The sequence below is a fragment of the Streptosporangium sp. CA-115845 genome, from assembly GCF_050943795.1.
Classification (GTDB): Bacteria; Actinomycetota; Actinomycetes; order Streptosporangiales; family Streptosporangiaceae; genus Streptosporangium.
This window is the reverse complement of the sequence record NZ_CP191988.1, coordinates 6335282-6358811: the sequence shown is the minus strand read 5'-3', so window position 1 is coordinate 6358811 and position 23530 is coordinate 6335282. Positions and strand designations below refer to the sequence as shown.

Annotated in this window: 20 protein-coding genes; 15 read left to right on the top strand and 5 right to left on the bottom strand. The window is 70.3% G+C overall.

What is annotated here, in order from left to right:
• Positions 1 to 142: 142 nt before the first annotated feature.
• Both ACQP0P_RS30710 and ACQP0P_RS30705 read right to left on the bottom strand, forming a co-directional pair.
• Positions 143 to 1996: a protein kinase domain-containing protein gene (locus ACQP0P_RS30710; protein WP_433361119.1), complete on the bottom strand. Its 1854-nt coding sequence runs from the start codon at positions 1994 to 1996 to the stop codon at positions 143 to 145.
• 199 nt (positions 1997 to 2195) lie between these two features.
• The gene (locus tag ACQP0P_RS30705) at positions 2196 to 3557 is read right to left on the bottom strand and encodes an FAD-binding oxidoreductase (protein WP_433361116.1); all 1362 of its coding nucleotides are present in this window, start codon (positions 3555 to 3557) and stop codon (positions 2196 to 2198) included.
• A 379-nt stretch (positions 3558 to 3936) separates the two neighbouring features.
• Here ACQP0P_RS30705 and ACQP0P_RS30700 point away from each other — a divergent pair, with 379 nt between their 5' ends.
• Positions 3937 to 6630: an immune inhibitor A domain-containing protein gene (locus tag ACQP0P_RS30700; protein ID WP_433361113.1), complete on the top strand. Its 2694-nt coding sequence runs from the start codon at positions 3937 to 3939 to the stop codon at positions 6628 to 6630.
• 84 nt (positions 6631 to 6714) lie between these two features.
• On the top strand, positions 6715 to 7653 hold the full coding sequence (locus tag ACQP0P_RS30695) for a diacylglycerol/lipid kinase family protein (protein WP_433361110.1): 939 nt from the start codon (positions 6715 to 6717) through the stop codon (positions 7651 to 7653).
• 7 nt (positions 7654 to 7660) lie between these two features.
• Here ACQP0P_RS30695 and ACQP0P_RS30690 read toward each other — a convergent pair whose 3' ends face one another.
• From ACQP0P_RS30690 to mads6, 3 genes are read right to left on the bottom strand one after another with little or no spacing between them, the layout of a single operon-like run.
• Complete coding sequence (locus ACQP0P_RS30690) at positions 7661 to 8836, bottom strand: CU044_5270 family protein (protein WP_433361107.1); 1176 nt, start codon at positions 8834 to 8836, stop codon at positions 7661 to 7663.
• Positions 8829 to 9425 (bottom strand): RNA polymerase sigma factor, encoded by a 597-nt coding sequence (locus tag ACQP0P_RS30685; RefSeq protein ID WP_433361104.1) that lies wholly within the window; start codon positions 9423 to 9425, stop codon positions 8829 to 8831. The genes ACQP0P_RS30690 and ACQP0P_RS30685 overlap by 8 nt, the downstream gene beginning before the upstream one ends.
• Before the next feature lie 58 nt (positions 9426 to 9483).
• Positions 9484 to 11070 carry a methylation-associated defense system protein kinase MAD6 gene (gene mads6, locus ACQP0P_RS30680; RefSeq protein WP_433361102.1) on the bottom strand — a complete coding sequence of 529 codons (1587 nt, stop codon included), beginning with the start codon at positions 11068 to 11070 and terminating at the stop codon, positions 9484 to 9486.
• A 336-nt stretch (positions 11071 to 11406) separates the two neighbouring features.
• Between mads6 and ACQP0P_RS30675 the strand changes: the two genes are divergently transcribed.
• The 13 genes from ACQP0P_RS30675 to ACQP0P_RS30615 all read left to right on the top strand — a co-directional run bounded on the left by ACQP0P_RS30675 (position 11407) and on the right by ACQP0P_RS30615 (position 23504).
• Complete coding sequence (locus ACQP0P_RS30675) at positions 11407 to 11805, top strand: phage holin family protein (protein WP_433361099.1); 399 nt, start codon at positions 11407 to 11409, stop codon at positions 11803 to 11805.
• On the top strand, positions 11802 to 12452 hold the full coding sequence (locus ACQP0P_RS30670) for a DUF3618 domain-containing protein (RefSeq protein ID WP_433361096.1): 651 nt from the start codon (positions 11802 to 11804) through the stop codon (positions 12450 to 12452). The genes ACQP0P_RS30675 and ACQP0P_RS30670 overlap by 4 nt, the downstream gene beginning before the upstream one ends.
• Positions 12453 to 12894: 442 nt before the next feature.
• A complete protein-coding gene (locus tag ACQP0P_RS30665; RefSeq protein ID WP_433361093.1) occupies positions 12895 to 13455 on the top strand; it encodes a hypothetical protein in 561 nt (186 codons plus the stop codon).
• A 9-nt stretch (positions 13456 to 13464) separates the two neighbouring features.
• Entirely contained in the window at positions 13465 to 13935 is a 471-nt protein-coding gene (locus tag ACQP0P_RS30660; protein ID WP_433361090.1) for a VOC family protein, read from the top strand.
• A gap of 212 nt (positions 13936 to 14147) precedes the next feature.
• Positions 14148 to 15308, top strand: coding sequence for an acyl-CoA dehydrogenase family protein (locus tag ACQP0P_RS30655; RefSeq protein WP_433361087.1), 1161 nt, complete (start codon positions 14148 to 14150; stop codon positions 15306 to 15308).
• The gene (locus ACQP0P_RS30650) at positions 15308 to 16135 is read left to right on the top strand and encodes an HpcH/HpaI aldolase/citrate lyase family protein (RefSeq protein ID WP_433361084.1); all 828 of its coding nucleotides are present in this window, start codon (positions 15308 to 15310) and stop codon (positions 16133 to 16135) included. Before ACQP0P_RS30655 ends, ACQP0P_RS30650 begins: the two co-directional genes overlap by 1 nt.
• 4 nt (positions 16136 to 16139) lie before the next feature.
• Complete coding sequence (locus ACQP0P_RS30645; RefSeq protein ID WP_433361082.1) at positions 16140 to 16565, top strand: HIT family protein; 426 nt, start codon at positions 16140 to 16142, stop codon at positions 16563 to 16565.
• Positions 16566 to 17042: 477 nt separating this feature from the next.
• The gene (locus ACQP0P_RS30640) at positions 17043 to 18242 is read left to right on the top strand and encodes a sensor histidine kinase (RefSeq protein WP_433361079.1); all 1200 of its coding nucleotides are present in this window, start codon (positions 17043 to 17045) and stop codon (positions 18240 to 18242) included.
• A gap of 250 nt (positions 18243 to 18492) precedes the next feature.
• Entirely contained in the window at positions 18493 to 19254 is a 762-nt protein-coding gene (locus tag ACQP0P_RS30635; RefSeq protein ID WP_211263913.1) for a LytR/AlgR family response regulator transcription factor, read from the top strand.
• Positions 19251 to 19757, top strand: a complete 507-nt coding sequence (locus ACQP0P_RS30630; RefSeq protein ID WP_433361075.1) for a hypothetical protein — start codon at positions 19251 to 19253, stop codon at positions 19755 to 19757. The genes ACQP0P_RS30635 and ACQP0P_RS30630 overlap by 4 nt, the downstream gene beginning before the upstream one ends.
• A gap of 49 nt (positions 19758 to 19806) precedes the next feature.
• The gene (locus ACQP0P_RS30625) at positions 19807 to 21306 is read left to right on the top strand and encodes a cation acetate symporter (RefSeq protein ID WP_350955866.1); all 1500 of its coding nucleotides are present in this window, start codon (positions 19807 to 19809) and stop codon (positions 21304 to 21306) included.
• Positions 21307 to 21468: 162 nt separating this feature from the next.
• Positions 21469 to 21834, top strand: coding sequence for a DUF485 domain-containing protein (locus ACQP0P_RS30620; RefSeq protein ID WP_433361072.1), 366 nt, complete (start codon positions 21469 to 21471; stop codon positions 21832 to 21834).
• Complete coding sequence (locus tag ACQP0P_RS30615; protein ID WP_433361069.1) at positions 21831 to 23504, top strand: solute symporter family protein; 1674 nt, start codon at positions 21831 to 21833, stop codon at positions 23502 to 23504. The genes ACQP0P_RS30620 and ACQP0P_RS30615 overlap by 4 nt, the downstream gene beginning before the upstream one ends.
• Positions 23505 to 23530 lie beyond the last annotated feature (26 nt).

The following is a 23530-nucleotide window of genomic DNA, read 5'->3' as shown; positions in this document are numbered from 1 at the left end:
GGAGCCGCCTGGAGATCTCCGGCCGGCTCCGGGCGGCCGGATGCCGCGGTCGTCCTGGTCGTGGGCGGGACGCTCACCCGGTGGACGGGGTGCGGCGGCGACATCACGCGGCTCACCGAGGAGTATGCGACGATCCTCGTGCTCAACCGCAGTGGCTCCAGCCGCTCCTCCACGACAGCGACCCGTGCGAGCCTCCCCAGATGACGCACTTCTTGACCGCGGACAGGCGTACCGGGCCCGCGTAGACGGTGAACTTGCCGGGGTTGCTCCCGCTGGAGCCGCCCTTCACCTGGAGTATCGCGTTCATCGAGATCTTGGCGGGGATCACGTACCTGGACATGGTGACGACGCAGTTCTTACCCGCGGCGGAGTTGTAGAGCAGGTAGATCGTCGCGACACTGCCCAGGGCCTTGGAGTTGACGACCTTGTAACCGCTGCCGCAGACGCCGGCGGCCGTATAGGGGTTGGGTTTCTGAGGAGTGGGACTCGGCTTGGCGGTGGTGGGCTTGGCCGTGGTCGGCTTCACCGTCGAGGTCGGTCGCGAGGTGGCGGTGGGCTTGGCCGTCGGCTCGGGAGCCGATGAGGGCTCGACGATGCCGCTCGGCTCCGCCGACGGGGTGGGCTTGGCGGTGGTGGCCGCCGGGCTGGAGGTCCGGGAGGGGGGCCTGCTCGGCTTTCTCGTCGGCGCTCCCGCAGTGCGGCTCGGGTTCTCGGCCGGCCTGGACGACGGCCGCGTGATCCGCCGGGACGGGTGGGGCGTGATCGTGAGGAGCTCCTCGTTCTCCGGAGGCAGGGAAGTCTCCTCCCCGGCCGTGGGCGGATCGCCGGGAACGGTCGTCGAGTCGGGGCCCGGGGTCTCCGCCGCGATGGACGCCGCTCCGGCTCGCGCGATCGTGGCCTTCTCGTCGTTCTGCAGGACCACCACGGTCCCGGCGGTCACGCCGAGCGCGGCCACGACCGCCACCCCGGTGAGCAGGAGCCCCACAGGCCCGCGCGGCTTCCTCCCACCGGGCCCCCCGGCCCGCCCGGGTCCGTCCTGTCCCGGTCCACCGTGTCCCGGCGCGGTGCCTCCCGGTCCGCCCGTCGGCGGCCCGTCCTGACGTTGCCCGCTCTGTCGGGTGGCCGCCGCGGACACGTGACCGGGACCGGGCACAGGGCCGGGGAGGGGGGCCGGACGCCGGACCGGGGTGGTGGGGGCGGTGCCCATCAGACGGTTGACAAGTTGCTCGGCGGTGGGGCGCAGTGCCGGATCCTTCGACAGGCAGGCCATGACCAGCTCGCGCAGCTCTCCCTCCAGCGCGCCCAGTTCCGGCTCCGTGTTCAGGATCCGGTTGATCACGACGGGGATGGAGTCCTGGCCGAACGCGGGCCTGCCGGTCGCGGCGAAGACCATCGTGACGCCCCAGGCGAACACGTCGGCCGCGGGTGTCACCTCGCCCGCCCCGAGCTGCTCGGGCGCGAGATAGGAAGGGGTGCCCATCGCGACCCCGGTCGCGGTCATCCCCGGAGAGTCCAGAGCCCTGGCGATGCCGAAGTCGATCACCACCGGGCCCTCGGGACCCATCAGCACGTTGGCGGGCTTGAAATCACGGTGCAGGATGCCCGCGCGGTGGATCGCCGACAGCGCGGTGGCGGTACTGACGGCGAGACGTTCCAGGGAGGCGCCGCGCCGCGGTCCCTGGCTGTCGACCAGCTGGCGCAGGGAGGGGCCGGGGACGTACTCGCTCACGATGTAGGGGCGGCTGCCGGCGAGGTCGGCGTGGAGCACGGAGGCGGTGCAGAACCGGGCCACCCGTTGCGCGACCGACACCTCGCGCAGGAAGCGTGCCCTGGCCTCGGGGTCGCCGACCAGTCCGTGGTGGAGAAGCTTGACGGCGACCTGCTCGCCCTCAGGCCCCCGCCCGAGGTAGACGATCCCCTGCCCGCCCTCTCCGAGCCGTCCGGTCAGCTCGAACGATCCCAGGCGTGGGGGATCCTCCGTTGTTAGTGGCTCCACCAGATGCCCCCCGATAAAACCCAAAAAATGGTTTATGTGGGGCAGAACGCTACCAGCGCGAGAGGGGAGCGAATGGCCATGGAGATCCGGGTAACCGCGGAATCCCGTGCTCGCTCTGCCGGGAATCCGCGGAGATCCCATCTCTCGCCCTGGTGGGGCGGGATCCGCGGGGTTCCCGCCCGATGTGGCGGGAACCCGCTCAGATGGCCTTGCCGGGGTTGAGGATGCCGAGCGGGTCGAAGACCTGTTTGATCCCGCGGTGGATCTCCTCGGTGACCGGCCCGGTCTCCATGGACAGCCAGCGCTGTTTCAGCAGCCCGACGCCGTGCTCGCCGGTGAGCGTGCCCCCCATCTTCAGGGTCTCCCTGAAGAGCTCGTCGGCCGCCGCCCACACCTCGGGCGGCGGCTCACTCAGGGTCCTGTCGAAGACGAAGACGGGGTGCAGGTTGCCGTCGCCCGCGTGGGCGACCGTGGTGATCAGCACGCCGTGCTTGGCCGCGATCGCCTCGATCTTCTCGATCATGTCAGGCAGCAGGGAGCGCGGTACGCACACGTCCTCCACCAGGCACTTGCCCAGCCGCTCCTTGGCCTCGTACGCCATCCGGCGGACCTCGATCAACTGCTCGGCCTCCTGCGCCGACGACGACACCGCCACGAAGGCCGCGCCGTTGGCGGTGCAGAGTTCGGCCATGCGCTCGGAGACGGCCGGGCCGTCCACCGCGTCCGACTGCGCGATCAGCATCGCCCGGGTCGACTCCTCCAGCCCGATGTTCCGCCAGTCGTCGATGGCCTTGAGCGTGTTCCGGTCGAGCAGCTCCAGCAGGGACGGCTGGCACCCGGCCGCGATGATCGCGGAGACGGCGGCGGCGGCCTCCCTGAGGGAGGCGAACTCGGCCGCGATCGTCGCCGGGTAGGCCGACGGCGCTCTGCGCAGCCGTACCGTCGCCGCGGTGATGACCCCGAGCGTCCCCTCGGAGCCGACGAACAGGCCGGTCAGGTCGTACCCCGTGACGCCCTTCACGGTGCGCCGGCCGGTGTTGATCACCCGCCCGTCCGCGAGCACGACCTCCAGGCCGAGCGCCGAGTCGCGGGTCACGCCGTACTTCACGCACCGCAGGCCGCCCGCGTTGGTCGCCAGGTTGCCGCCGATGGTGGAGATCTCGTAGGAGGAGGGGTCGGGGGCGTACATCAGTCCGTGCTCGCGGGCGGCCCGGTCCAGGTCGGCGGTGATGACCCCCGGCTCGACCACGGCTATCTCGTCGTCGGGGGACAGCTCCCTGATGGCTGCCATCCTGTGCAGCGCCAGCACGACGCACCCCTCGACGGCGGTCGCCCCGCCGGCCAGGCCGGTCCCGGCCCCCCGGGGCACCACGGGGACCCGGTACCGGGTGGCCCATCTCATCACGGCGACCACATCGTCCCTGGTGTGCGCGAGCACCACGGCCAGCGGTTTGCCGGGCTCAAGAAAGGTTCGGTCCCGGGCGTAGGAGTCGGTCACGTCGGAGTCCGTCAGCACCTTCTCCGGTGCGAGCGCGGCGACAAGTTCGGAGATAGCGGTCACAAGTGGACTGTACGGCCTGGCCCCGAGCGGGTGTTCGGCGGTACGCCGAACCTCCCATACACCAATTCCGCACCTCAAGGGGCCTTCGGAGGCGGTTTCAGGCGGCGCCGAGCCGGAGCGTAGTGAAAATCACCACCATTACCAGTAAAAGACACTTTATTGCATTTTTGCAACATCATTTGGCGTCTTGACTCTGGCTTTACCTTCTCGTCTACCCTCCCGGTTCGGTGCGCTCATTCGGCGCGCCGGAAATGTCCGCGTCCGGTAAACCCGGGCGCAGGGAGGGGACACGTTGTCCGGCAGAGTCAGCAGAGGAGGCGCTCCCAGACGCCTTCTCGCGATAGTTCCCGTGCTCGGCCTGGCCGTCACGGGACTGGCTGTGAGCGGTGCGTCGGCCGAGAGCGACTCCTCGGTCGCACGGTACCAGCCGACCGCGGCCGACTACTACATCAACTACGCGCCGCCCAGGGACGAGCCGGAGGTCGGCGACCCGGCCGTGCCGTCGGCCAAGGCGCGCAAGGCCGGTCCGTCCAGGAAGATCGACCAGAAGTACTCCGAGGGCAACCCCGTCGCCGCGCGAGTGCTGGCCGCCCGCGAGGCCGAGGCGATCAGGACGGGGCTCAACCCCGCGGATCTCCTCTTCAAGAAGGCGAAGACCCCCAAGACGGCCAAGCTCCTCACCCTGCTGGTGGAGTTCAACGACCAGGCGAACGACGACTTCTCCGGATTCTCCCGCCCGGCGAGCGTGACCAGCGAGGACCCGGCCGAGTGCGTCACCGAGCCGCCGGGCACGCGGCTCAACGGCCCGCTGCACAACAAGATCCCCAACCCGGCGACGCTGTCCCACAAGGACAACAACAGCTTCTGGGTGCCCGACTTCAGCCCCGACCACTTCAACAAGATGCTGTACAGCACCGGCGGCATCACCCAGCGCGTCCGCACCGACCTGACCGACCCGCGGGACGGCCGCAAGGGCATCGACATCTCCAAGCACACCCTGAAGAACATGTACGAGGAGATGTCCAAGGGCGCCTACACGGTCACCGGGCAGGCGAGCCCGTGGATCAAGGTCCCGCACTCCGAGGCGTACTACGGCGCGCGCGCCTGCGGCCAGCCGGTGCAGGACATGAGCGGCCACCCGGACAACCCGCGCGGGGCCGGCCAGCTCGCCATCGACGCGGTGAACGTCCTGGCCGCCGCCGACCCGAACTTCCCGTGGGCCGACTACGACCTCGAGGACGTCGGTGACGCCGACGGCGACGGGAACTTCGCCGAGCCCGACGGCGTGATCGACCACCTGGTCCTGGTCCACGCGGGCAAGGACAAGTCCTCCGACGGCGGCGCCGAGGGCACCTACGCGATCTGGGCGCACTCCAGCGCGGTGGCCGGCGGCTACCAGGTGCCCGGCAAGAACGTGAAGATCTCCAACTACATCGTGCAGCCCGAGGACTCCGGCGTCGGCGTCTTCGCCCACGAGTACGGCCACGACCTGGGCCTTCCGGACCTCTACGACACCAGCGGCCAGGCGTCCTCCGCGGTGGACTTCTGGGACCTGATGTCCAGCGGATCGCACAGCGGCCCGATCTTCCAGTCGATGCCCACCCACATGAGCATCTGGAGCAAGTGGGTGCTCGGCTGGGCCAACCCCAAGGTCTTCAACCCCGGTGACCGCGCCCGCGCGGTGACGGTCGGCCAGGCCTCGCGCACGCCCAAGCTCACCGAGGACGGCGTCCGGGTGAACCTGACCAGCTCGCCGGTCACGATGATCGAGCCGCACAGCGGCACCAAGACGCTCTGGTCCAACTTCGACCAGGAGTGGGCCAACGTCAAGATCGCCCGCGACGTTCAGGTGCCCGCGGGGACCGACCTGAAGTTCTGGCTCTGGAACAACTACGAGATCGAGGACGACTGGGACTTCGGCTTCATCGAGACCTCCGTTGACGGCGGCGCCACCTGGAGCCAGCAGAAGGTCTACACCGACGGCGGAGCCCTGGTCTCCACCGACGACGACTACACAGACCCCAACGGGAACCTCGCCGCGTTCGGTGACAAGAAGTACGGCCTCACCGGCAACACCGACGGCTGGCGGCACGACTACGTCGACCTCACGCCGTTCGCGGGCACGACCGTCAAGCTGCGCCTGACCTACAACACCGACGCGGCCTACACCCCGCGCGGCTGGCACGCCGACGACTTCGCGCTCACCAACGGCACCCAGACCGTCTGGAGCGACGACCTGGAGGGCGGCCTCAACGGCTGGACGGCCACCGGCGGCAGCTTCAACGGCACCACCGGCCAGGGCTGGGCCCTCAACGACGGCACGCGGGAGGTCTCCCGCTTCTACCTGGCCGAGTGGCGCAACCTCGACGGGTTCGACAAGGGCCTGCAGTACACCTACACCACCAACTACTCGCGGGACAACGCGTGGAAGGTGGAGAAGGTCAAGTACAACGCCCCCGGCATGCTCGTCTGGTACCGCGACTCGAACTACACCAACAACTCGGTGGCCAACAACCTCGAACTGGCGCCGAGCATCGGTTCCAAGGGCAGCCTGATCCTGGTCGACTCCCACTTCGACCCGCTGCGGCGGACCGGCGTGGCGGCCACGAAGGATCCCACCACGCTCAAGAACATGTCGGGACGCGTGCAGAGCTCGAACGCCGCCTTCTCCTTCGCCAAGACCTACCCCTTCACCGATTGCATCGAGGGGCCGGATGAGCCCTTCAGCGCGTACTGCACCAAGGTGGACGGGCTGAAGGGGGTCTCGGAGTTCACCGACGCCAAGACCTGGTACCCCGGCTTCGAGGCGCGCGGCACCAGCCTGTACTACCGCGACTTCGACGCCTCGACGGTCGTACCGTCGGCGGGCGACCAGCCGTACAGCACCCGGGTCGTCAACGCCGACGGCACCCCCGCCAACGACTGGTACGGGATCGACATGGGCGGCGGCCACGTCCTCGGCTCCGGAAACCCCGGTGACGAGGGCAAGGCGCTGGGCGTGAAGCTCAAGCTCGTCACCCCGCTGCCGGGTAACCTCGGCGCGATCGTTCAGGTCACCCCGCCCAAGAAGTAAACCCCGCAGGAGTATGGCCCCGCCGTCACCGACGGCGGGGCCATACCATTTGAACGGGCAGGCACCCGATCGGATAGGGGCAGCGTGGGAGAGCTTCGAAGCAAGGCCGAGCACACCGAGGCCATCAGGACCGAGGGCCGGGTCTGCGTGGTCGTCAACACGCGCTCACGCCGAGGCCGGCACCACTACCCGGAGGTGGTCCGCGCGCTGCGGGCCGAGAGGTTCGGATCGATCCGCTTCTTCCCCGTGGAAGATCCCAAGCGTCTGCGCGCCATCATCGAGGAGGCCCTGGCCGCGGGGCCCGACCTGCTCGTCGTGGGCGGTGGCGACGGCACGCTCAGCTCCGCCGTCAAGCACGTCGCCCATCGCGACGTGGCCCTCGGCGTGCTGCCCCTGGGCACCACCAACAACTTCGTCCGCAGCCTCGGCGTCCCCCTCGACCTCGCCGGAGCCATCGAGGTGCTGCGCACCGGCAAGGTCGCGGACATCGACCTGGGCATCGCCGGAGACCGCGAGTTCGCCAACCTGGCCAGCTTCGGGGTGTCGGTGGAGGTGGCGGGCAAGGTCAGGCACGGGGTGAAACGCCTCCTCGGCCGCGCGGCCTACCCGCTCACGGCACTGACGATCCTGCCGGGCCACCGGCCGTTCCGGGCCTTCCTCACCGTGGACGGCCGCCGCCACGAGCTGCTCACCCACCAGCTCAACATCGCCAACGGCCGCTTCCACGGCGGCTGGCAGGTCGCCAAGGACATCAGCATCGACAACGGCCGCCTGGTCGCCTACCAGCTCGGCTCGGGCAAGCGGCTGCGCCTGCTGGTGGAGACCATGATCCGGGCCGGCAGCGGCCGTTGGCGCAGCCTCGCGGGAGGTCCCTTCGTGGTGGGGCGCGAGATGCACCTGGAGACCGACCCGCCGCTGGCCGCCGACATCGACGGCGAGGTCCGCCTGATGACCCCCATCACGATCCGCACCGTCCCCAACGGGCTGCGGGTGATGGTCCCCGACGACTTCGTCGACTCCTGAGCCGCGTTCAGTCGTGCCGGGCGGGCAGGTCGGGCAGGTCGTCGGTCCAGCCGATCCGTTCGTACGCGGTGAACGAGGTGACCTTGTAGGTCCGCCCGTCCCTGAGCCGGTCGAGGCCGTCCCGCTCCCGCGACAGCGGCAGCCCGCTCGACACGTCGATCACCAGCCGGTTGGTTCCGTAGACCTTGCTCTCGCCCTGTGGCGTGGTGGTGCTGACCGGGTAGGAGATCGCCTGGCCGATTCGGCCGAGCCCGTCGACGACCTTCCCCTCCGACGTCATCCCCGGCAGGGAGGCCAGCAGCCGATAGGCCGCCGCGCGGGTCCCGGGGGTGACCGGGAGCGAGGTGAGCAACTGCACGCAGTCCTCCAGCAGCCACGGCTCCACCTGCTTCTCGGCCCCCGGCCACTTGGCGGTGAACTCCTTGCCGCGCCCGTTCAGGTAGATCCTCAACTTCTCCGGGGTGTCCGGTATCGCGCGCACCTCGGCCCAGGTGAGCAGTCCCTTGGTCAGGTGGCCGGCCGACCCCTTCCACTTGCCGCGCAGGCGGAACGCCTCCCGCTCCCCCGGTTCGGACTCGATCCTTTCCTCGGCGGAGACGTAGCCACCCGTCAGCGCGCCGTCCGCGAACAGCCAGCGGTCGGGGGAGCCGTCCTTCCGCCAGGCCGCCTCGTCCTTGGGAGTCGCCGGTTTCGCACCGAGGTACTGGCTGATCCTCCAGCTCTGCCCGTCGCGTGCGCGTGACAGCCACATCTCCTCGGCGTGACTCCGCAGGATGAGATAGCCGGCATTCGGCGCGACGCGCTGGTTCCCCTGGACGGTGCGGGTGACCCAGTAGGCACCCTCCGCCGGTGCCCTGGCCGCCGCGGTGGCCGCGGCCAGCAGGACCTGTCTCGCCTCGGCCACGGTGTTCTGCGTGCCGGGGGCGGGCAGGCGGGTGAGCGGCGGCGTCGGCGGGGCGGCGGTCGACGAGGTGATCACCAGGGTCGCGGCCGCGGCCGTCCCGACCACCCCCATCCCCAGGGCCGTCCACCAGGCCGCCCTGCGGCCCCGCCGTGCCTGCTCTCGGGGCGGCCCCTGAGGCGACGGCATGGCGGCCAGGAGCCGGTCCCGGCCCGCCGCGATCACTTCGTGGGACGGTTCCGGCTCCGCGAGCAGGTCCCGGACCGCGGTCAGGTCATCCATCGGAGCCTCCGATCATGGGATTGACGCCGCCCAGTGCCGCGCGCAGCTTCCTGCGCACCCGGTTGAGCCGGGAGCCGACGGTGCCGAAAGGGATGTGGAGGATCTGTGAGACCTCCTCGTAGCTGAGATCGGCGAGCGCGACCAGCAGCAGCACGTCGCGGTCGCCGTCGGAAAGGCCGCTCAACGCCGACGCGAGCGGCCCCCGCACGCCCGCGGCGGCGAGGCGGGTGGCCACCCGCTCCTCGTATCCCTCGTCGGCCTCACCGTCGACGGGTGCCCGCTGGAACGCCTCCAGCCTGCGTGTCTCGTTCCTGCGGTGCTGGGCGACCAGGTTGGTGGCGATGCCGTACAGCCAGGGCCGCACCGTCCCCCTGGCGGGGTCGAACGTCTCCCGTCTACGGAACGCCACCAGGAAGGTCTCGGCGGCGACGTCGTCGGCGATCTGCGAGCCGAGCCGTCCGGCGGCGTAGCGGTGGATCTCGACGAAGTAGCGGTCGTAGAGCATCGCGAACAGGTCGGGACGGTGCCGTGACCGTGCTATCAGCGCGGCATCGTCGACTCTTGTCGGCGTATCAGGGGGAGCGGCCATGTGCCGGGTGTCCCTTCTATGGGTTACACCCCTACTCCGTCGCGGGCCCGGTTCGCCTTCACGGCTGTTTTCCGGTGATACGCCGGAACCTCATCCTGAGCCTGTCGAGCAGCGGCTCCTGTCCCGGCCCGCTCCTGTCACGCGCCTCCCCGTTTCGCGCGGGCGCGTGGGCGTCTCGCCGGTGGTGTTCCGGCTCGGGCCCCTCCGGGCGTCCGGGAGCCGCCACGCCGGTGTTCGCCGTACCAGGGATCTGGGAGAGGGGGGCCGGCGCGCCGGAATCGGGCGCGGTGAGGGCCGCAGGGCGGGGGCGCCGCGCCCGTCGCAGGTCGGACAGGGCCTCGGCGGCGTCCGGGCGCTTGTGCGTCGCGTGGTCGCGCATGCGCCGGAGCAGGTCCATGACCTCGGCGGACGCCTCGCTGGAAGCGGGTTCGGCGTCGGGATTGGCCGGTGGGAGCTCCCCGGTCAGCAGTTGGAAGGCGATCACCCCGGCCGCGTACACGTCGGAGGCGGCGGTCATCCGCTCGGGCATGGCCTGGCACTCGGGGGCCGCGTAGTGGGTGTCGAGCACGTTGGGCAGCTCGTTGGCGACGGTGTGCGCGCGGGGGCCGGGCTTGGCGTAGTCGAACCCGGTGAGCATCGCCCGGCCGTCCTCCGTCACCAGCACGCACGCGGGACTGAGCGCCCGGTGGATCACGTTGTTGGCGTGCACGTGGGCCAGGCCCAGCAGCATGTCCTCCACCACGTCCAGCCGGGCGGCGGTGGAGAGCGTACGGGGGGAGGCGGTGAGGTGCAGGTGCAGCGCCTGACCGTGTACGTCGTCGAGGACCAGCACGAACCGGCTCTCGTCGTCGATGGCGAAGAAGTCACGGGCGCGCACCACGCACGGGTGCGCCGGGATCCTGGTGAGAGCCTGGTAGGCGTTGGTGATCAGCCGCCGTTCGGCCGCCCTCGGCTCCTCCTCCGCCAGCGGGTCGGCCCGGTAGACGCGCAGCAGAACCGTCTCGCTGCCGGGAACCGTCGCGTTGATCGCGCGATACTCGGTGACCCGGTTGTCGCCGCCCAGCTGCTCCTCCACCTCCCAGCTGCCGAACCGCGGCGGCGCCGTGGAGCGTCGCACGCTCCCGTTGAGCGCCTCGATGATCGCGGTGCCGTACGGCGCGGTGTCCGTGGTGTGGCCGCGTCTGACGCGGGAGGAGTCACTCAGCGTGCCGACAAGCCCGGCCAGGTCGGTGACGTGGCGTGAGTCGCGGCCGGCCGGGTCGACCAGCTCCGCGTCGGCCCCGGTGAGCACCACCAGGCTGTCGACGTAGACCCGGTCCAGCTCGCGCCGCTCCTGGGTGAGCAGCCCCTTGAGCGCGCGCCCGTTGCCGCGCAGCTTGGCGACAGGGGAGCCGAACGCCTCCCGACGCAGCGGGAACCAGCGGTTCCCCGCGACCTCGATCCTGCCCCGGGTGCCCTTGACGTCGATGACGCAGAGCGAGTGGCCGGTCAGGACGATCACGTCCACCTCGAAGGTGTCGTCGCCGCGGGGCACCTCGATGTTGTGCAGCAGCAGCCAGTCTGGCGGGGCGCTGTCTCGCAGGTGTGCGATGACCCGTCGCTCGGCGTCGTTGACCGGGCTTCCGCCGCCGACGATCTGTGCCATCTCTAGCGTGCCGCCTTCCTGATCGTGCTCATCGTGCCACGCAGTATCTCAAGAGGCTCATCTTCGCCCGTACCTTTACTTTTCCACCACTCGGACACGCGGGCCTCCCTATGATCATGGCCTAGTCCTGGCCGGGAGACGTGATCGACGTGTCCGGCACGTCAGGGGTGCGGGCGGCGCCGCCGCTCCGTCGGGCCTCGGGTGGCAGGCGGGGCACCGCCTGCGGCGACTTCCGCGGGTGTTACCCCTGGGGCTCCCGTGAACACCGCCGCCGGACGGATGTTTGCCGCGGTGGGACAGGGTAGGCGTCCTTTCCTGTAGGGGAGGAGGCAGTCCATGGTCAACACCAAGGAGTCACTGCCGACGTCCGAGCTGATCCGGCAGATGTCGGAGCAGGTCTCGCGGCTGGTCAGGGACGAACTCCGTCTGGCCAAGGCGGAACTGACGGAAAAGGGCAAGCACGCCGGAATCGGCGCGGGGCTGTTCGGCGGGGCGGGAGTCGTGGCCCTGTTCGGGACAGGCTCCCTGGTCGCCGCGGTGATCCTGCTCCTCGCGTACGTGATGCCCGCCTGGGTGGCCGCGGCGGTCGTGGGCGTGGTGCTGCTGGCCCTGGCCGGTGTGCTCGGGTTCTCCGGCAGGCACCAGGTCGCCGAGGCGTCCCCGCCGACTCCCGCGCGGACCATCGAGAGCGTCAGGGACGACATCTACGCGGTAAGGGAGAGGGTCCACCGATGACTGAGACAGACCCGGGCGGCCCCGACCGGTCCCGGGGCGAGGCGGGGATCACCGGATCCCGGAGGAAAAGGGTCGGTGCCCCGATAACGCCGGACGAGAGGGAGTCACTGAACATCCCGCCGAAGCAGCCGTACGGCACGCCTGGCGAGGATCTCGGCGTTCCGGAGTCCGAGCGCGCCGGCACGCCCCGGCTCGCGGAGAGCGCGGCCGCCGACGTCGCACCCTGCGTCGACACCGGCGTCGGCGAGACGAAGACCGGCAAGATCATCACAAAAGACGAGAACGACGTGGAAACCGTGCGGCGGGACATCGAGGACGCTCGCCGTGAACTTGGCGACACTGTGGAGGCACTGGTGCACAAGACCGATGTGAAGGGCCGTTTTCAGGAGACCGCCGCCCATGTGGGGGAGGACCTGCGCAGGGCGAGAGCGGCGACCGCCACCACCGCCACCGAGATGGTCGAGCGGGTGAAGGAGGCGACTCCCGAGGTCGTCGGCCGGGTCAAGGAGATGACCCCCGCCGAGGTCAAGGACGCGGCGGAGAAGGTCGCGGCCGAGGCGGGCAAGCGCCCCGTTCTGACGATCGCGGCGGTGGCCGCGTTCGCCCTGGTCGTCTTCCGGGTCCTGCGGAGAGGCAGGAGGAGATAGTCGTCCGGCGACACCGGCAGGGGCCGTCCCCGGCGATTCACGGGGGGCGGCCCGAAGCCCTCGGAACCGCCCTGGGGCCGGCCGGCGGAGGGCTCCGAGCGGCCCTCGGCACCGTCGGGAACGACGCGAGCCGCCGGATCTTCGGAGATCCGGCCAATACCCGTGCGCCCAGGCGAGCCAAACTCATGTCTGCCGGGGTAATCTGACCGTTTCCGGGTGGGCGGCGGACCCCCTCCTCTCCGCCTGCCCGGACCTTCCCGCCACTCTGATGTCCCGTGGAACCGACTTCGCTCCGCCCGGACCTTCACGTCGGCCTGCCCCGGCCAGGCCGCGTTTTCATAGTGAAAGACGAAGTGTCCGGACTTAAGCACATGCGTGTCCGAGCGCATGTAGCGTTCTCGGGCAGGACACGTTCTCGGGGCAGGACAACACGGGAGGTCTCATGCGCCACGCTCTCGGGATCGCCGCAGGCCTCGCTCTCATCGCGGCGGCCCTCTCCCCGCTGCCCCACGCCCAGGCCAGTTGTGTCAGCGTGACCAGGAAATGCCAGGCCAAACCACTGATCGATATCAAGGTGGCGGCCAGGGCCAAGCCCGCCGCGGCCCCGGGCGGGCAGGTCTCCTACACCCTTGACTACTCCATGACCCTGACCCCGTCCTTCGCCCCCTACTGGGGCACCTTCTGGGTGGGGGGCCGCTTTCCCGAGGGGCGGGGCCCCACCAGGGCGGTGCTGCTCGACGCCGCCGGCAAGCGGGTCGCCGTCCTGCGCTGCCGCGAGCACTCCGACGGTGTCTGGTGCGCCGCGGGCAGCCACATCCCGCACCGGGGAAGGGTCGTCCTCACCGCCCGCACCGGGGGCAAGGGCGTGACCAGACTCGGTTTCGACAGTTTCGAAGGGCTCGACCGCAAGGAGTCCGAGCGGCGCTTCAGCCGGCGGGAGGCGCGCGAGAGATTCTGCAACCACCGTTTCACCACGACCGTCACCACGACGCCGGACTCCTGAGGAGATGAGTTGAACGCCGCACTGACCGGTGTGCACCATCTCAAGATCTGGGTGAGTGACCTGGAGCGGAGCCGCTCCTGGTACGAACGCGTCCTGAGGCTGGAGCACCACACCAGCTTCGAGGACGAGGGCGGCGTGATCAGGGGCATGAGCTTCAAGGTCCCCGGCGCCGCCTTCCAGATCGCGCTGCGCCAGAACCCGGACCTGGCCAGGGCGCTCTTCGACGCCGACCCCTTCGCGCTCCAGGTCCCCCTCTCCGGGCTCGACGCCTGGGTCGCCCACCTCGACGACCTCGGCGTCCCGCACAGCCCGATCATCGGGGCCTCCTCCGGCCACGCGCTGGGTTTCGTCGACCCCGACGGCGTCCAGATCCGGCTGTACGCTCCGGACGGGGAGGTCCACGCCGCCCAGGTGGGCCCGGGAGGCGTCTACCGATCAGGTCCGGCCCCTGGCTTCGCCCCCGGGCGGGACGGGGCCTGAGACGCCCGCCTGCCGGAGCGGCGGCAGGCCCGGCGCGGCCGTGCCGAGCGGGATCCTTCCCGTGATCGCCGGGAGGTTCCGGCGGAGGCCCGTGGCCCCGGCCGGGGCGGTGCGAGATCATGTCCTTGCGCCACCAGGTGAAGTATCTCCCGCAGGCCAGGACCGGCCCGCTCCCCCCTCCGCGGGACCGCTTTTCCCGAAAGGACCTCGTGATGGACTTCGAGCTCAACGAGGAACAGCAGCTGTTCCGCCGGACCCTGCGGGAGTACGTCGACAAGGAGATCGTGCCGGTCGCCCCGGAGTGGGAGCGGACCGGCCGCTACCCCACGGAGATCGTCGAGGGCTTCAAACGGATGGGGCTGTTCGGGATCACGATCCCCGAGGAGTACGGCGGGCTGGCCCTGGACCGGGTGTCGTTCGCCCTGGTCTTCGAGGAGATCGCCCGTGGCTGGATGGGCGTGGCCGGGGTGCTCGGCTCGCACTCCCTGGCCGCCTGGATGATCGCCGCCTACGGCACGGAGGAGCAGAGAAGCGGCTACCTCCCGGACCTGGCCACCGGCGTCCGCCGCACCGGCATCGCGCTGACCGAGCCGGCGGCCGGCACCGACCTGCAGGGCATCCAGACGCGGGCCGTCCGCGACGGCGACCACTACGTGATCAACGGCACCAAGACGTGGATCACCAACGCCCGGCACGCCGACCCGATGCCCGTGCTGGTCAAGACCTCGCTCACCGACCCCGCGCACCGAGGCATGTCCCTCATCCTGGTCGAGGCGGGAACTCCCGGCTACACGGTCAGCCGCGACCTGCCCAAGCTCGGCTACAAGGGCACCGAGACCTGCGAGATCGTGCTGCAGGACGTGCGCGTCCCGGCCTCGGCGCTGCTCGGCGGGGTCGAGGGGCGGGGCATGCAGCAGGCGCTGTCCGCCCTGGAACTCGGCCGGGTCAACATAGCGGCCCGCGCCGTCGGTGTCTCCCAGTGCGCCTACGACGCCGCGCTGAGCTACTCGCGCGAGCGCCACGCCTTCGGCCGGCCCATCGCCGACTTCCAGGCCATCCAGCTCAAGCTCGCGGACATGGCCACCGACATCCAGGCGGCCCGGCTGCTGACCTACTGGGCGGCGGTCCGCTCCGAGAACGGCGCGGTGAACTCCGAGGCCGCGATGGCCAAGTACTTCGCGTCCGAGGTGGCGCTGCGCACCACCATGGAGGCGATGCGGATCCACGGCGGTTACGGCTACTCCCAGGAGTTCGTCCTCGAACGCCTCTACCGCGACGCGCCCCTGATGGCCATCGGCGAGGGCACCAACGACATCCAGCGGATGGTCATCGCGAGATCCCTCATCTCGGGTACCGCTAAGGTCGGATGGTGATGAGATCTGCCCTTTATGTACCAGGTGACCAGCCCGAAAAACTCGCCAAGGCGCTCGGCAGGGGAGCCGACAGCCTGATCGTGGACCTTGAGGACGCGGTCCTGCCCGTGCACAAGGAGGCGGCCCGCGCGGCCGTCGCCACGTGGCTGCGCGGCCTCGGCCCCGACGGCCCCGAGATCTACGTACGGGTCAACCCGGGGGAGGCCGGTCACGACGACCTCCGTGCGGTCGCCCTGCCCGGGGTGCACGGAGTCTGCGTGGCGAAGACCGAGTCGGCCGCCGAGTTGGAGGCGGTCGCCGCGGTGCTCTCCGTCGCCGAGGCGGCCGAGGGACTGCCGGACGGCTCCATCGCGGTGTGCCCGCTGCTGGAGAGCGCCGGTGCGATCCTGGCGGCCTCCGAGATCGCCAGGGCGCCTCGCGTCGCGCGCCTGCAGATCGGTGAGGCCGACCTCCGGGCCGACCTCGGCGTCGAGAGCGGTCCCGACGAGCGCGAGCTGCTGTGGGCCCGCTCCCAGGTCGTCCTGGCCTCGGCGGCGGCCCGACTCGCCCCGCCCCTCGCTCCGGTCAGCACCGACTTTCGCGATCTCGACGCCCTGCGCGTCTCCACCTTCGCCCTGAAACGCCTCGGCTTCCGCGGCAGAGCCTGCATCCACCCGGCCCAGGTGGCCGTCGTCAACGAGGTGTTCACCCCCTCGGAGGAAGAGCTCGACCGGGCTCGTGACCTGATCGCCCGCTTCGAGGCGTCCGGATCAGGTGTCGTCACCGACGCCAGGGGCCAGATGGTCGACGAGGCGGTGGTAAGGGCCGCCCGCCGCCTCCTATCCTGACGTGGTGCCAGGTGAACGGTGTCTGTTCTGCGCCATCGCGGCAGGGGAGCGCCCGGCCCACGTCGTCGTCTCCGACGGCGTGGCCGTGGCATTCCTGGACACGCGTCCGGTCTTCAAGGGCCACGTCCTGGTGGCCCCGCTGACCCACGTCGAGACGCTGGCGGACCTGCCGGCGCCGCTGGTCGGCCCGTTCTTCGAACGCGTCCAGGCCGTCGCCGTCGCCGTCGAGCGGGGCCTGGCGGCGGCCGGCACGTTCGTCGCGACGAACAACCGCGTCAGCCAGAGCGTCCCGCACCTGCACGTCCACGTGGTCCCCCGTAACCACAAGGACGGCCTGCGCGGCTTCTTCTGGCCCCGTACGAGATACGACGACCTCGCCGAGGCCGAGACCTACGCCCGCCGCGTCCGCGAAGCCCTGCCGGCCTCCTGAAACACCTGGCCGCGTCTGGCCTCGGGGATGGCGGCGAGAAGACCCGCGCGGCCGTGCTGGTCGGGTGGGGAGCATCACCGCCATGCCCTCGGAGGCGGGCCGAGCGGGCATCGGAGGACCATCGCCGAGGCTGACTGAGCCGCACGATCTCATATCGTCCGGGAGGGCGCACAGGCCGTACCGGAGGAACGCCGAGACGGAAGGCGGCACGGATTCTCCGGGCCCGAGGACATGGTCCCGATCCCCGGCGTGAGGAGCCGCGACGCGCCCTGACGCGGGTGCGGCCGCGCGCCGTGCAACTGGAGAGGGCGTTGAATTTGATCTACAACGTAAAGTGCTCGGGATCGTCGCCGGCCTCGCACCGGGGGCACCAGGCCCCGCCGGGTGGATCCTGACCCTGTGCTGACCGGATACGGAAGGTCGGTGTGATCCGTATGGGCCGGGCGCGGGTGGGGCTGGGCGTATAAGGTCCGGAGCGTGGAACCCGTCATCACCGTGTTGCTGGTCGTCGCCCTGATCGGGGTACCCGCCCTGGTGCTGTGGCGGGTGTTGCGAGGGCGCAGGGAACTGGGCAGCAGCCCGGCCGAGCGGGCCACGTTCGAGACCCTGCACACCGCCTCCCTCGCCGCGCCACCGCTGCGGGCCGGGCTGACCGAGGCGGGGGCGCAGAAGGCGTCCCGGCACCTGCGGGAACTGCTGGGCTCCCCGGCACTGGCGGTCACCGACGAGGAGAGGCTGCTGGTCTACGACGGCGAGGGCGACGACCATCACGCCCGTGAGGCGTTCACCCACGCCGCCAAGACGCTCGCCGGGGGCCGGACCCGGGTTCTCGGCCCCGAGGTCGTCTGGTGCGACCTTCCCGAGTGTCCGATCAGGTTCGCCGTGGTGGTGCCGCTGACCACCGACGGGCGGGTGGTCGGTTCCCTGGCCGCGTACGGCGGGCACGCCTCGGCGGGGCTGGTCAGGGCCGCCCACGAGGTCGCGAACTGGGTCGACTCGCAGCTGGAGCTGGCCGAACTCGACAGGTCTCGGACCCGCCTGATGGAGGCCGAGGTCCGGGCGCTGCGCGCGCAGATCTCCCCGCACTTCATCTACAACTCGCTGACGACCATCGCCAGCTTCGTCCGTTCCGACCCCGACCGCTCCCGTGAGCTGCTACTGGAGTTCGCCGACTTCACCCGCTACTCCTTCCGGCGGCACGGGGAGTTCACCACGCTGGCCGAGGAACTGCGTTCCATCGACCGCTACCTCACCCTGGAACGTGCCCGCTTCGGCGACCAGCTTCAGGTGACGCTGCGTATCGCCCCGGAGGTGCTCGCGGTCGCGGTGCCGTTCCTGTGCCTGCAGCCGCTGGTGGAGAACGCGGTTCAGCACGGGCTGGAGAGCAAGCCCGGGATAGGGCGCATCTCGATCGTCGCCGAGGACGCCGGGGCGGAATGCCGGATCAGCGTGGAGGACGACGGCGTGGGCATGGAACCGGATCGGCTGCGCCGCATCCTGGCCGGTGACGCCGACGAGCGCTCGGGGGCGGGAGGAGTGGGACTGGTCAATGTGGACGAGCGGTTGCGCCAGGTCTACGGGGACGAGTACGGCCTGGTGGCGGAGACGGCCAAGGGGGCGGGGACGAAGGTCAGCGTCCGCCTGCCGAAGTACCACCCGGGTGTCTCCGTCCGTTGAACCGTGCCCGATCAGCCTCCCCGCTCGCGGTCGGGCTCCTTCCGCGCTCTGCTCGTCCGCCCGCCGTGCCGTTCACCGGCCGCCCGCCGGGATCACCCCCGCCGGTCCGTCCGCCCGGCCACCGGGATCTCCGGTCTGACCGGGTGCCCAGGCCGGATTGGGTCTTCTCCCGAATATGAAGAAGTTGACAGGCGATGTCTAATTCATCACCCTCTAGAAATTCCCACGTGAACGACCTGGAGGAGTGACCGTGACCGGCCTGCGTGTCCTTGCGGTGGACGACGAGCTTCCCGCGCTGGAGGACCTGGCCTACCTGCTCCGGGACGACCCCCGCATCGGAGAGGTCTCCCTGGCCAGGGACGGGGCCGCCGCGCTGCGTGTGCTGGACCGGGCGATCGCCGACGGGCGGCCGATCGACGCGGTCTTCCTCGACATCCGGATGCGCGGTCTGGACGGGGTGGTGCTCGGCCGTCTGCTCTCGCAGTTCGCCAACCCGCCCCGGGTGGTCTTCGTGACAGCCTACGAGGAGCACGCGGTGGACGCCTTCGAGATCAAGGCGGAGGACTACCTGCTCAAGCCGGTGCGGCCGGAGCGGCTGGCTGAGGCCATCCGGCGGGTGTTCGTCTCGGCGGAGCTGCCGGAGAGCGAGGGCGCGGGCCGTACCGACCCCGATACCATCCCGGTCGAACTCGGCGGTGTCACCAGGTTCGTGGCCAGCACCGAGGTCCGCTACGTCGAGGCACAGGGTGACTACGCCCGCCTGCACACCGCGGGTGGCAGTCACCTTGTGCGCATCTCGCTGGCCACGTTGGAGGAGCGCTGGTCGCTGGCGGGTTTCGTCCGGGTGCACCGCAGCCACCTGGTCGCGGTCAAGCACATCGACGAGTTGCACATCGACTCGGGCCGGTGCGTGGTCCGCATCGGTGAGACCGAGATCCCGGTCAGCCGCCGTCACACCCGCGAGCTGCGCGACCTCCTGGTCCGCCGGGCGCGCAAGGGCAGGCCGGAGTGAGCCGCGACCCGGGGGCCAGGGAGGAGGCCGAGCCGCGCCGGTGGATCACCGACCGGTCGCGTAAGGATTCCGAGCGGTCGCGTAGGGATTCCGAGCGGTCGCGTAAGGAGCCCGACCGCTTGCGCAGGGAGTCCGAGCGGCCACGGCGCGAGGTGGTGACCAGTCCTCGCACCATGGCCCCCCGTCACCCCCGCTACCCGGTCACCCGAGAGATCGACGAGCAGACCCGGCTGGGCGAGATCTACATGCACTCGCTGGTCCGCACCCAGTTCCGGCTGGCCCTGTTCGTCTGCACGGTGCTGGGGTGTGTGGTGGTGGGGCTGCCGCTGCTGTTCCTGCTGGTGCCCGAGCTGCACGCGGTCCGCCTGTTGGGGATCCCGTTGCCCTGGGCGGTGCTGGCCGGTCTGATCTACCCGGCGTTCGTGATCGGTGCCTGGCTCTATGTCCGGCAGGCGGAGCGGAACGAGCGCCACTTCGCCGAGTTGGTGGACAGGGCCCGTTGACCCCCGTTCAGGGCCAGGAGCCCGAGGTCTCCACGCCGGGAGGCATCAGATGAGCACCGCGTACGGCGTGACGGCGGTCGTGCTGGTGGTGCTGGCCGCGGTGCTGATCGGTGCCTTCGGGATCCGGCTGTCGCGGACCACCTCCGACTTCTACGTCGCCTCCCGCACGGTCTCCCCGCTGTGGAACGCCTCGGCCATCGGCGGGGAGTACCTGTCGGCCGCGAGCTTCCTGGGCGTCGCCGGGCTGATTCTCACCTACGGCGCGGACATGCTCTGGCTGCCGGTCGGCTGGACGGGCGGTTATCTGGTGCTGCTCGTGCTGGTCTCGGCTCCGCTGCGCCGCTCGGGCGCCTACACGCTGCCCGACTTCGCCGAGGCGCGGCTGGAGTCGATGGCGGTGCGGCGGATGGCCGGGGTGCTGGTCGTGCTGATCGGCTGGCTGTACCTGATGCCGCAGTTCCAGAGCGCGGGCCTGGTCCTGCGGGCCATCACCGGTGCCCCGGAGTGGGCGGGGGGTCTGCTGGTGGCGGCCGTGGTCGCGGTGAACGTGATGTCGGGGGGTATGCGGTCGATCACGTTCGTGCAGGCCTTCCAGTACTGGTTGAAGCTCACGGCCCTGGCCGTGCCGCTGGTGTTCCTGTTGCTGGCGTGGCGGAGCGGGGGGGCGCCGGGGCTGAGCGAGCGGGATGTGGCCACCTGGGCGCTGCCGCTCTCCAGCGGCAGGGAGTACGGTCTCTACTCGACCTACTCGCTGATCCTGGCCACGTTCCTGGGCACCATGGGGCTGCCGCACGTGCTGGTCCGCTTCTACACCAACCCCGACGGCCGGGCCGCCCGCCGTACGACGCTGGTGGTCCTGTCGTTGCTCGGTGCCTTCTACCTGCTGCCGGCCGTCTACGGCGCGCTGGGCAGGATCTACGTCCCGGAGCTGGAGGGCAGTGACACGGTGGTGCTCACGCTGCCGGGACGGCTGATCGGCGGTGTGGCCGGCGACCTGCTGACGGCGCTGGTGACGGCCGGGGCGTTCGCGGCGTTCCTGTCGACCTCCTCCGGGCTGACGGTCTCGGTCGCCGGGGTCATCGGGCAGGACATTCTCAAGGGAGGGGTGCGGTCGTTCCGGGCGGCGGCGGTGCTCGCCGTGATCGTTCCGCTGGGCCTGGCGGCCCTGGCCCGCTCGCTACCGGTCGCCGACGTCGTCGGCCTGGCGTTCGCGGTGGCGGCCTCCTCCTTCTGCCCGTTGCTGGTGCTGGGCATCTGGTGGCGTCGGCTGACTCCCGCCGGGGCGATGGCGGGACTGCTCGCCGGCGGTGGCCTGGCCTGCGGCGCGGTTCTGATGACGATCGGAGGGGGACCTTATCCCGGTCTGGTGGGCGCCATGCTGGCCCAGCCCGCCGCGTGGACGGTGCCGATCGCCTTTCTCGTCATGGTGCTGGTCTCGCTGCTGACGCCGGGGCGCATCCCGCCGAACGTGGCCCGTACGATGGTGCGCCTGCACACCCCGGAGATCCTCAACCTGGACCGGGGTGACTGGCGGCCCCGCTCCTCCTGACGGGTTCGGCGAGCCGCCCGGCCGTGGTCCCTTCGGCGGTGACCGTTCGTCGCGCGGGACAGACCTTTCACCGCAAGCCACGTCCAGCTGAACGCGACGCGGCGGCGCCTCGGCGAAGAGTCCGCGAGCGGGTCTCCACGAAGGGCGGCCTCCCCTCCTACGGTGTCCGTGATCCAGATCACATTTGTGGGAGGTCTTGTGACCGCCAGGCAACATGACTCATCGGTCTACGAAGAGATTCAGGCCGGTGAACAGTTCCAGGAGTTGAAGAGGCGTTTTCGGGCCTGGGCGTTCCCGATGACCGCGGCGTTTCTCGGGTGGTATCTGCTTTACGTCGTCCTTTCCGGCTGGGCACGTGACTTCATGGGCACGAAGGTCCTGGGCAACATCAACGTGGCGCTGATCTTCGGTCTGCTCCAGTTCGTGTCGACGTTCGGGATCGCCTGGGCCTACTCCCGTTTCGCCGAGAAGAAGCTCGACCCGCTGGCTGACGAGATCCGTCACCAGGCCGAGGGGAAGACCGAATGAGCCACCAGACCCTGTCCACGATCCTGTTCCTGCTCTTCGTCGCGGGAACGCTGGGGATCACCTTCTGGGCCAGCCGCAACACCAAGGACGCCACCGACTTCTACGCCGGTGGCCGGTCCTTCAGCGGCGTGCAGAACGGTCTCGCCATCGGCGGCGACTACATGTCGGCCGCGAGTTTCCTGGGAATCGCCGGGATCATCGCGCTGTCGGGCTACGACGGCTTCCTGTACTCGATCGGCTTCCTGGTCGCCTGGCTGGTGGCGCTGCTGCTGGTCGCCGAGCTGATGCGCAACTCCGGCAAGTTCACCATGGCCGACGTGCTGGCCTTCCGGATGAGCCCCCGCCCGGTCCGTACCGCGGCGGGCGTCTCCACCATCACGGTGTCGATCTTCTACCTGCTGGCCCAGATGGTCGGCGCGGGCGCGCTGGTCGGCCTGCTGCTCGGCGTCACCTCGCCGGCGGGCAAGGCGCTCACGATCGTCGGCGTCGGTGTCCTGATGATCGTCTATGTGGTCGTCGGCGGCATGAAGGGCACCACCTGGGTGCAGATCGTCAAGGCGGTGCTGCTCATGGGCGGCGCCACCCTGGTCACCCTGCTGGTGCTCGGCCACTACGGTTTCAACCTGTCCGGCCTGCTCGGCGACGCCGCCGCGCAGAGCGACAAGGGCCAGGCGTTCCTTGAGCCCGGTCTGAAGTACGGCACCGAGGCGCAGGGCCTCGCGGGCAAGATCGACCTGATCAGCCTGGGCCTGGCCCTGGTGCTCGGCACCGCGGGCCTGCCGCACATCCTGATCCGCTTCTACACGGTCCCCACCGCTCGGGAGGCCCGCAAGTCCGTCCTGTGGGGCATCGGCATCATCGGCGTCTTCTACCTGCTGACCCTGGTGCTCGGCTTCGGCGCCGCGGCCCTGGTCGGTGGCAAGGCGATCACGGCACAGGACAAGGCGGGCAACACCGCGGCGCCGATGCTCGCCGAAGCGGTCGGCAAGACCCTCTTCGGCGAGGTCGGCGGCACGATCCTGCTGGCCGTCATCGCGGCGGTCGCCTTCGCCACGATCCTGGCGGTCGTCGCCGGGCTGACGCTGGCGTCGAGTTCCTCCTTCGCCCACGACCTGTACGCGCACGTGTTCAAGCGCGGCAACGTCACCGACAAGGAGGAGGTGCTGGTCGCCCGGATCTCGGCCTTCGTCATCGGCGCGGTCGCCATCGGGCTCGGCATCCTCGCCCAGGGGCAGAACGTGGCCTTCCTGGTCGCGCTCGCCTTCGCCGTGGCGGCCTCGGGGAACCTGCCCGCGATCCTCTACAGCCTGTTCTGGAAGCGGTTCAACACCGCGGGCGCGGTCTCGGCGATCTACGGCGGCCTGGTCTCCGCGCTGGTGCTGGTGATCTTCTCGCCGGTGGTCTCCGGCAGTGCCACCTCGCTGTTCCCCGACGCGAACTTCGCCTGGTTCCCGCTGAGCAACCCCGGCATCGTCTCGATCCCGCTCGGCTTCCTGGCCGGGTTCGTCGGCGCCCGCCTCAGCAAGGAGTACAGCGCCGGCAAGTACGCGGAGATCGAGGTCCGCTCGCTCACCGGCATCGGTGCCGAGCAGGCCACCTCGCACCGGCCGGGCACCGAGGTCCAGCGGCAGCCCGGTACCGACCCTGAGCTGGAGCCCAGCGCCGACTAGGCGCCGATCCGGCACAGCTCCCGAAC

Bases quoted from the DNA above. Each gene is read 5' to 3' on its own strand.
- ACQP0P_RS30690 (WP_433361107.1), bottom strand. From the start codon at position 8,836: ATGGATGACCTGACCGCGGTCCGGGACCTGCTCGCGGAGCCGGAACCG.
- ACQP0P_RS30685 (WP_433361104.1), bottom strand. From the start codon at position 9,425: ATGGCCGCTCCCCCTGATACGCCGACAAGAGTCGACGATGCCGCGCTG.
- mads6 (WP_433361102.1), bottom strand. From the start codon at position 11,070: ATGGCACAGATCGTCGGCGGCGGAAGCCCGGTCAACGACGCCGAGCGA.
- ACQP0P_RS30675 (WP_433361099.1), top strand. From the start codon at position 11,407: ATGGTCAACACCAAGGAGTCACTGCCGACGTCCGAGCTGATCCGGCAG.
- ACQP0P_RS30670 (WP_433361096.1), top strand. From the start codon at position 11,802: ATGACTGAGACAGACCCGGGCGGCCCCGACCGGTCCCGGGGCGAGGCG.
- ACQP0P_RS30665 (WP_433361093.1), top strand. From the start codon at position 12,895: ATGCGCCACGCTCTCGGGATCGCCGCAGGCCTCGCTCTCATCGCGGCG.
- ACQP0P_RS30655 (WP_433361087.1), top strand. From the start codon at position 14,148: ATGGACTTCGAGCTCAACGAGGAACAGCAGCTGTTCCGCCGGACCCTG.
- ACQP0P_RS30650 (WP_433361084.1), top strand. From the start codon at position 15,308: ATGAGATCTGCCCTTTATGTACCAGGTGACCAGCCCGAAAAACTCGCC.
- ACQP0P_RS30625 (WP_350955866.1), top strand. From the start codon at position 19,807: ATGAGCACCGCGTACGGCGTGACGGCGGTCGTGCTGGTGGTGCTGGCC.
- ACQP0P_RS30615 (WP_433361069.1), top strand. From the start codon at position 21,831: ATGAGCCACCAGACCCTGTCCACGATCCTGTTCCTGCTCTTCGTCGCG.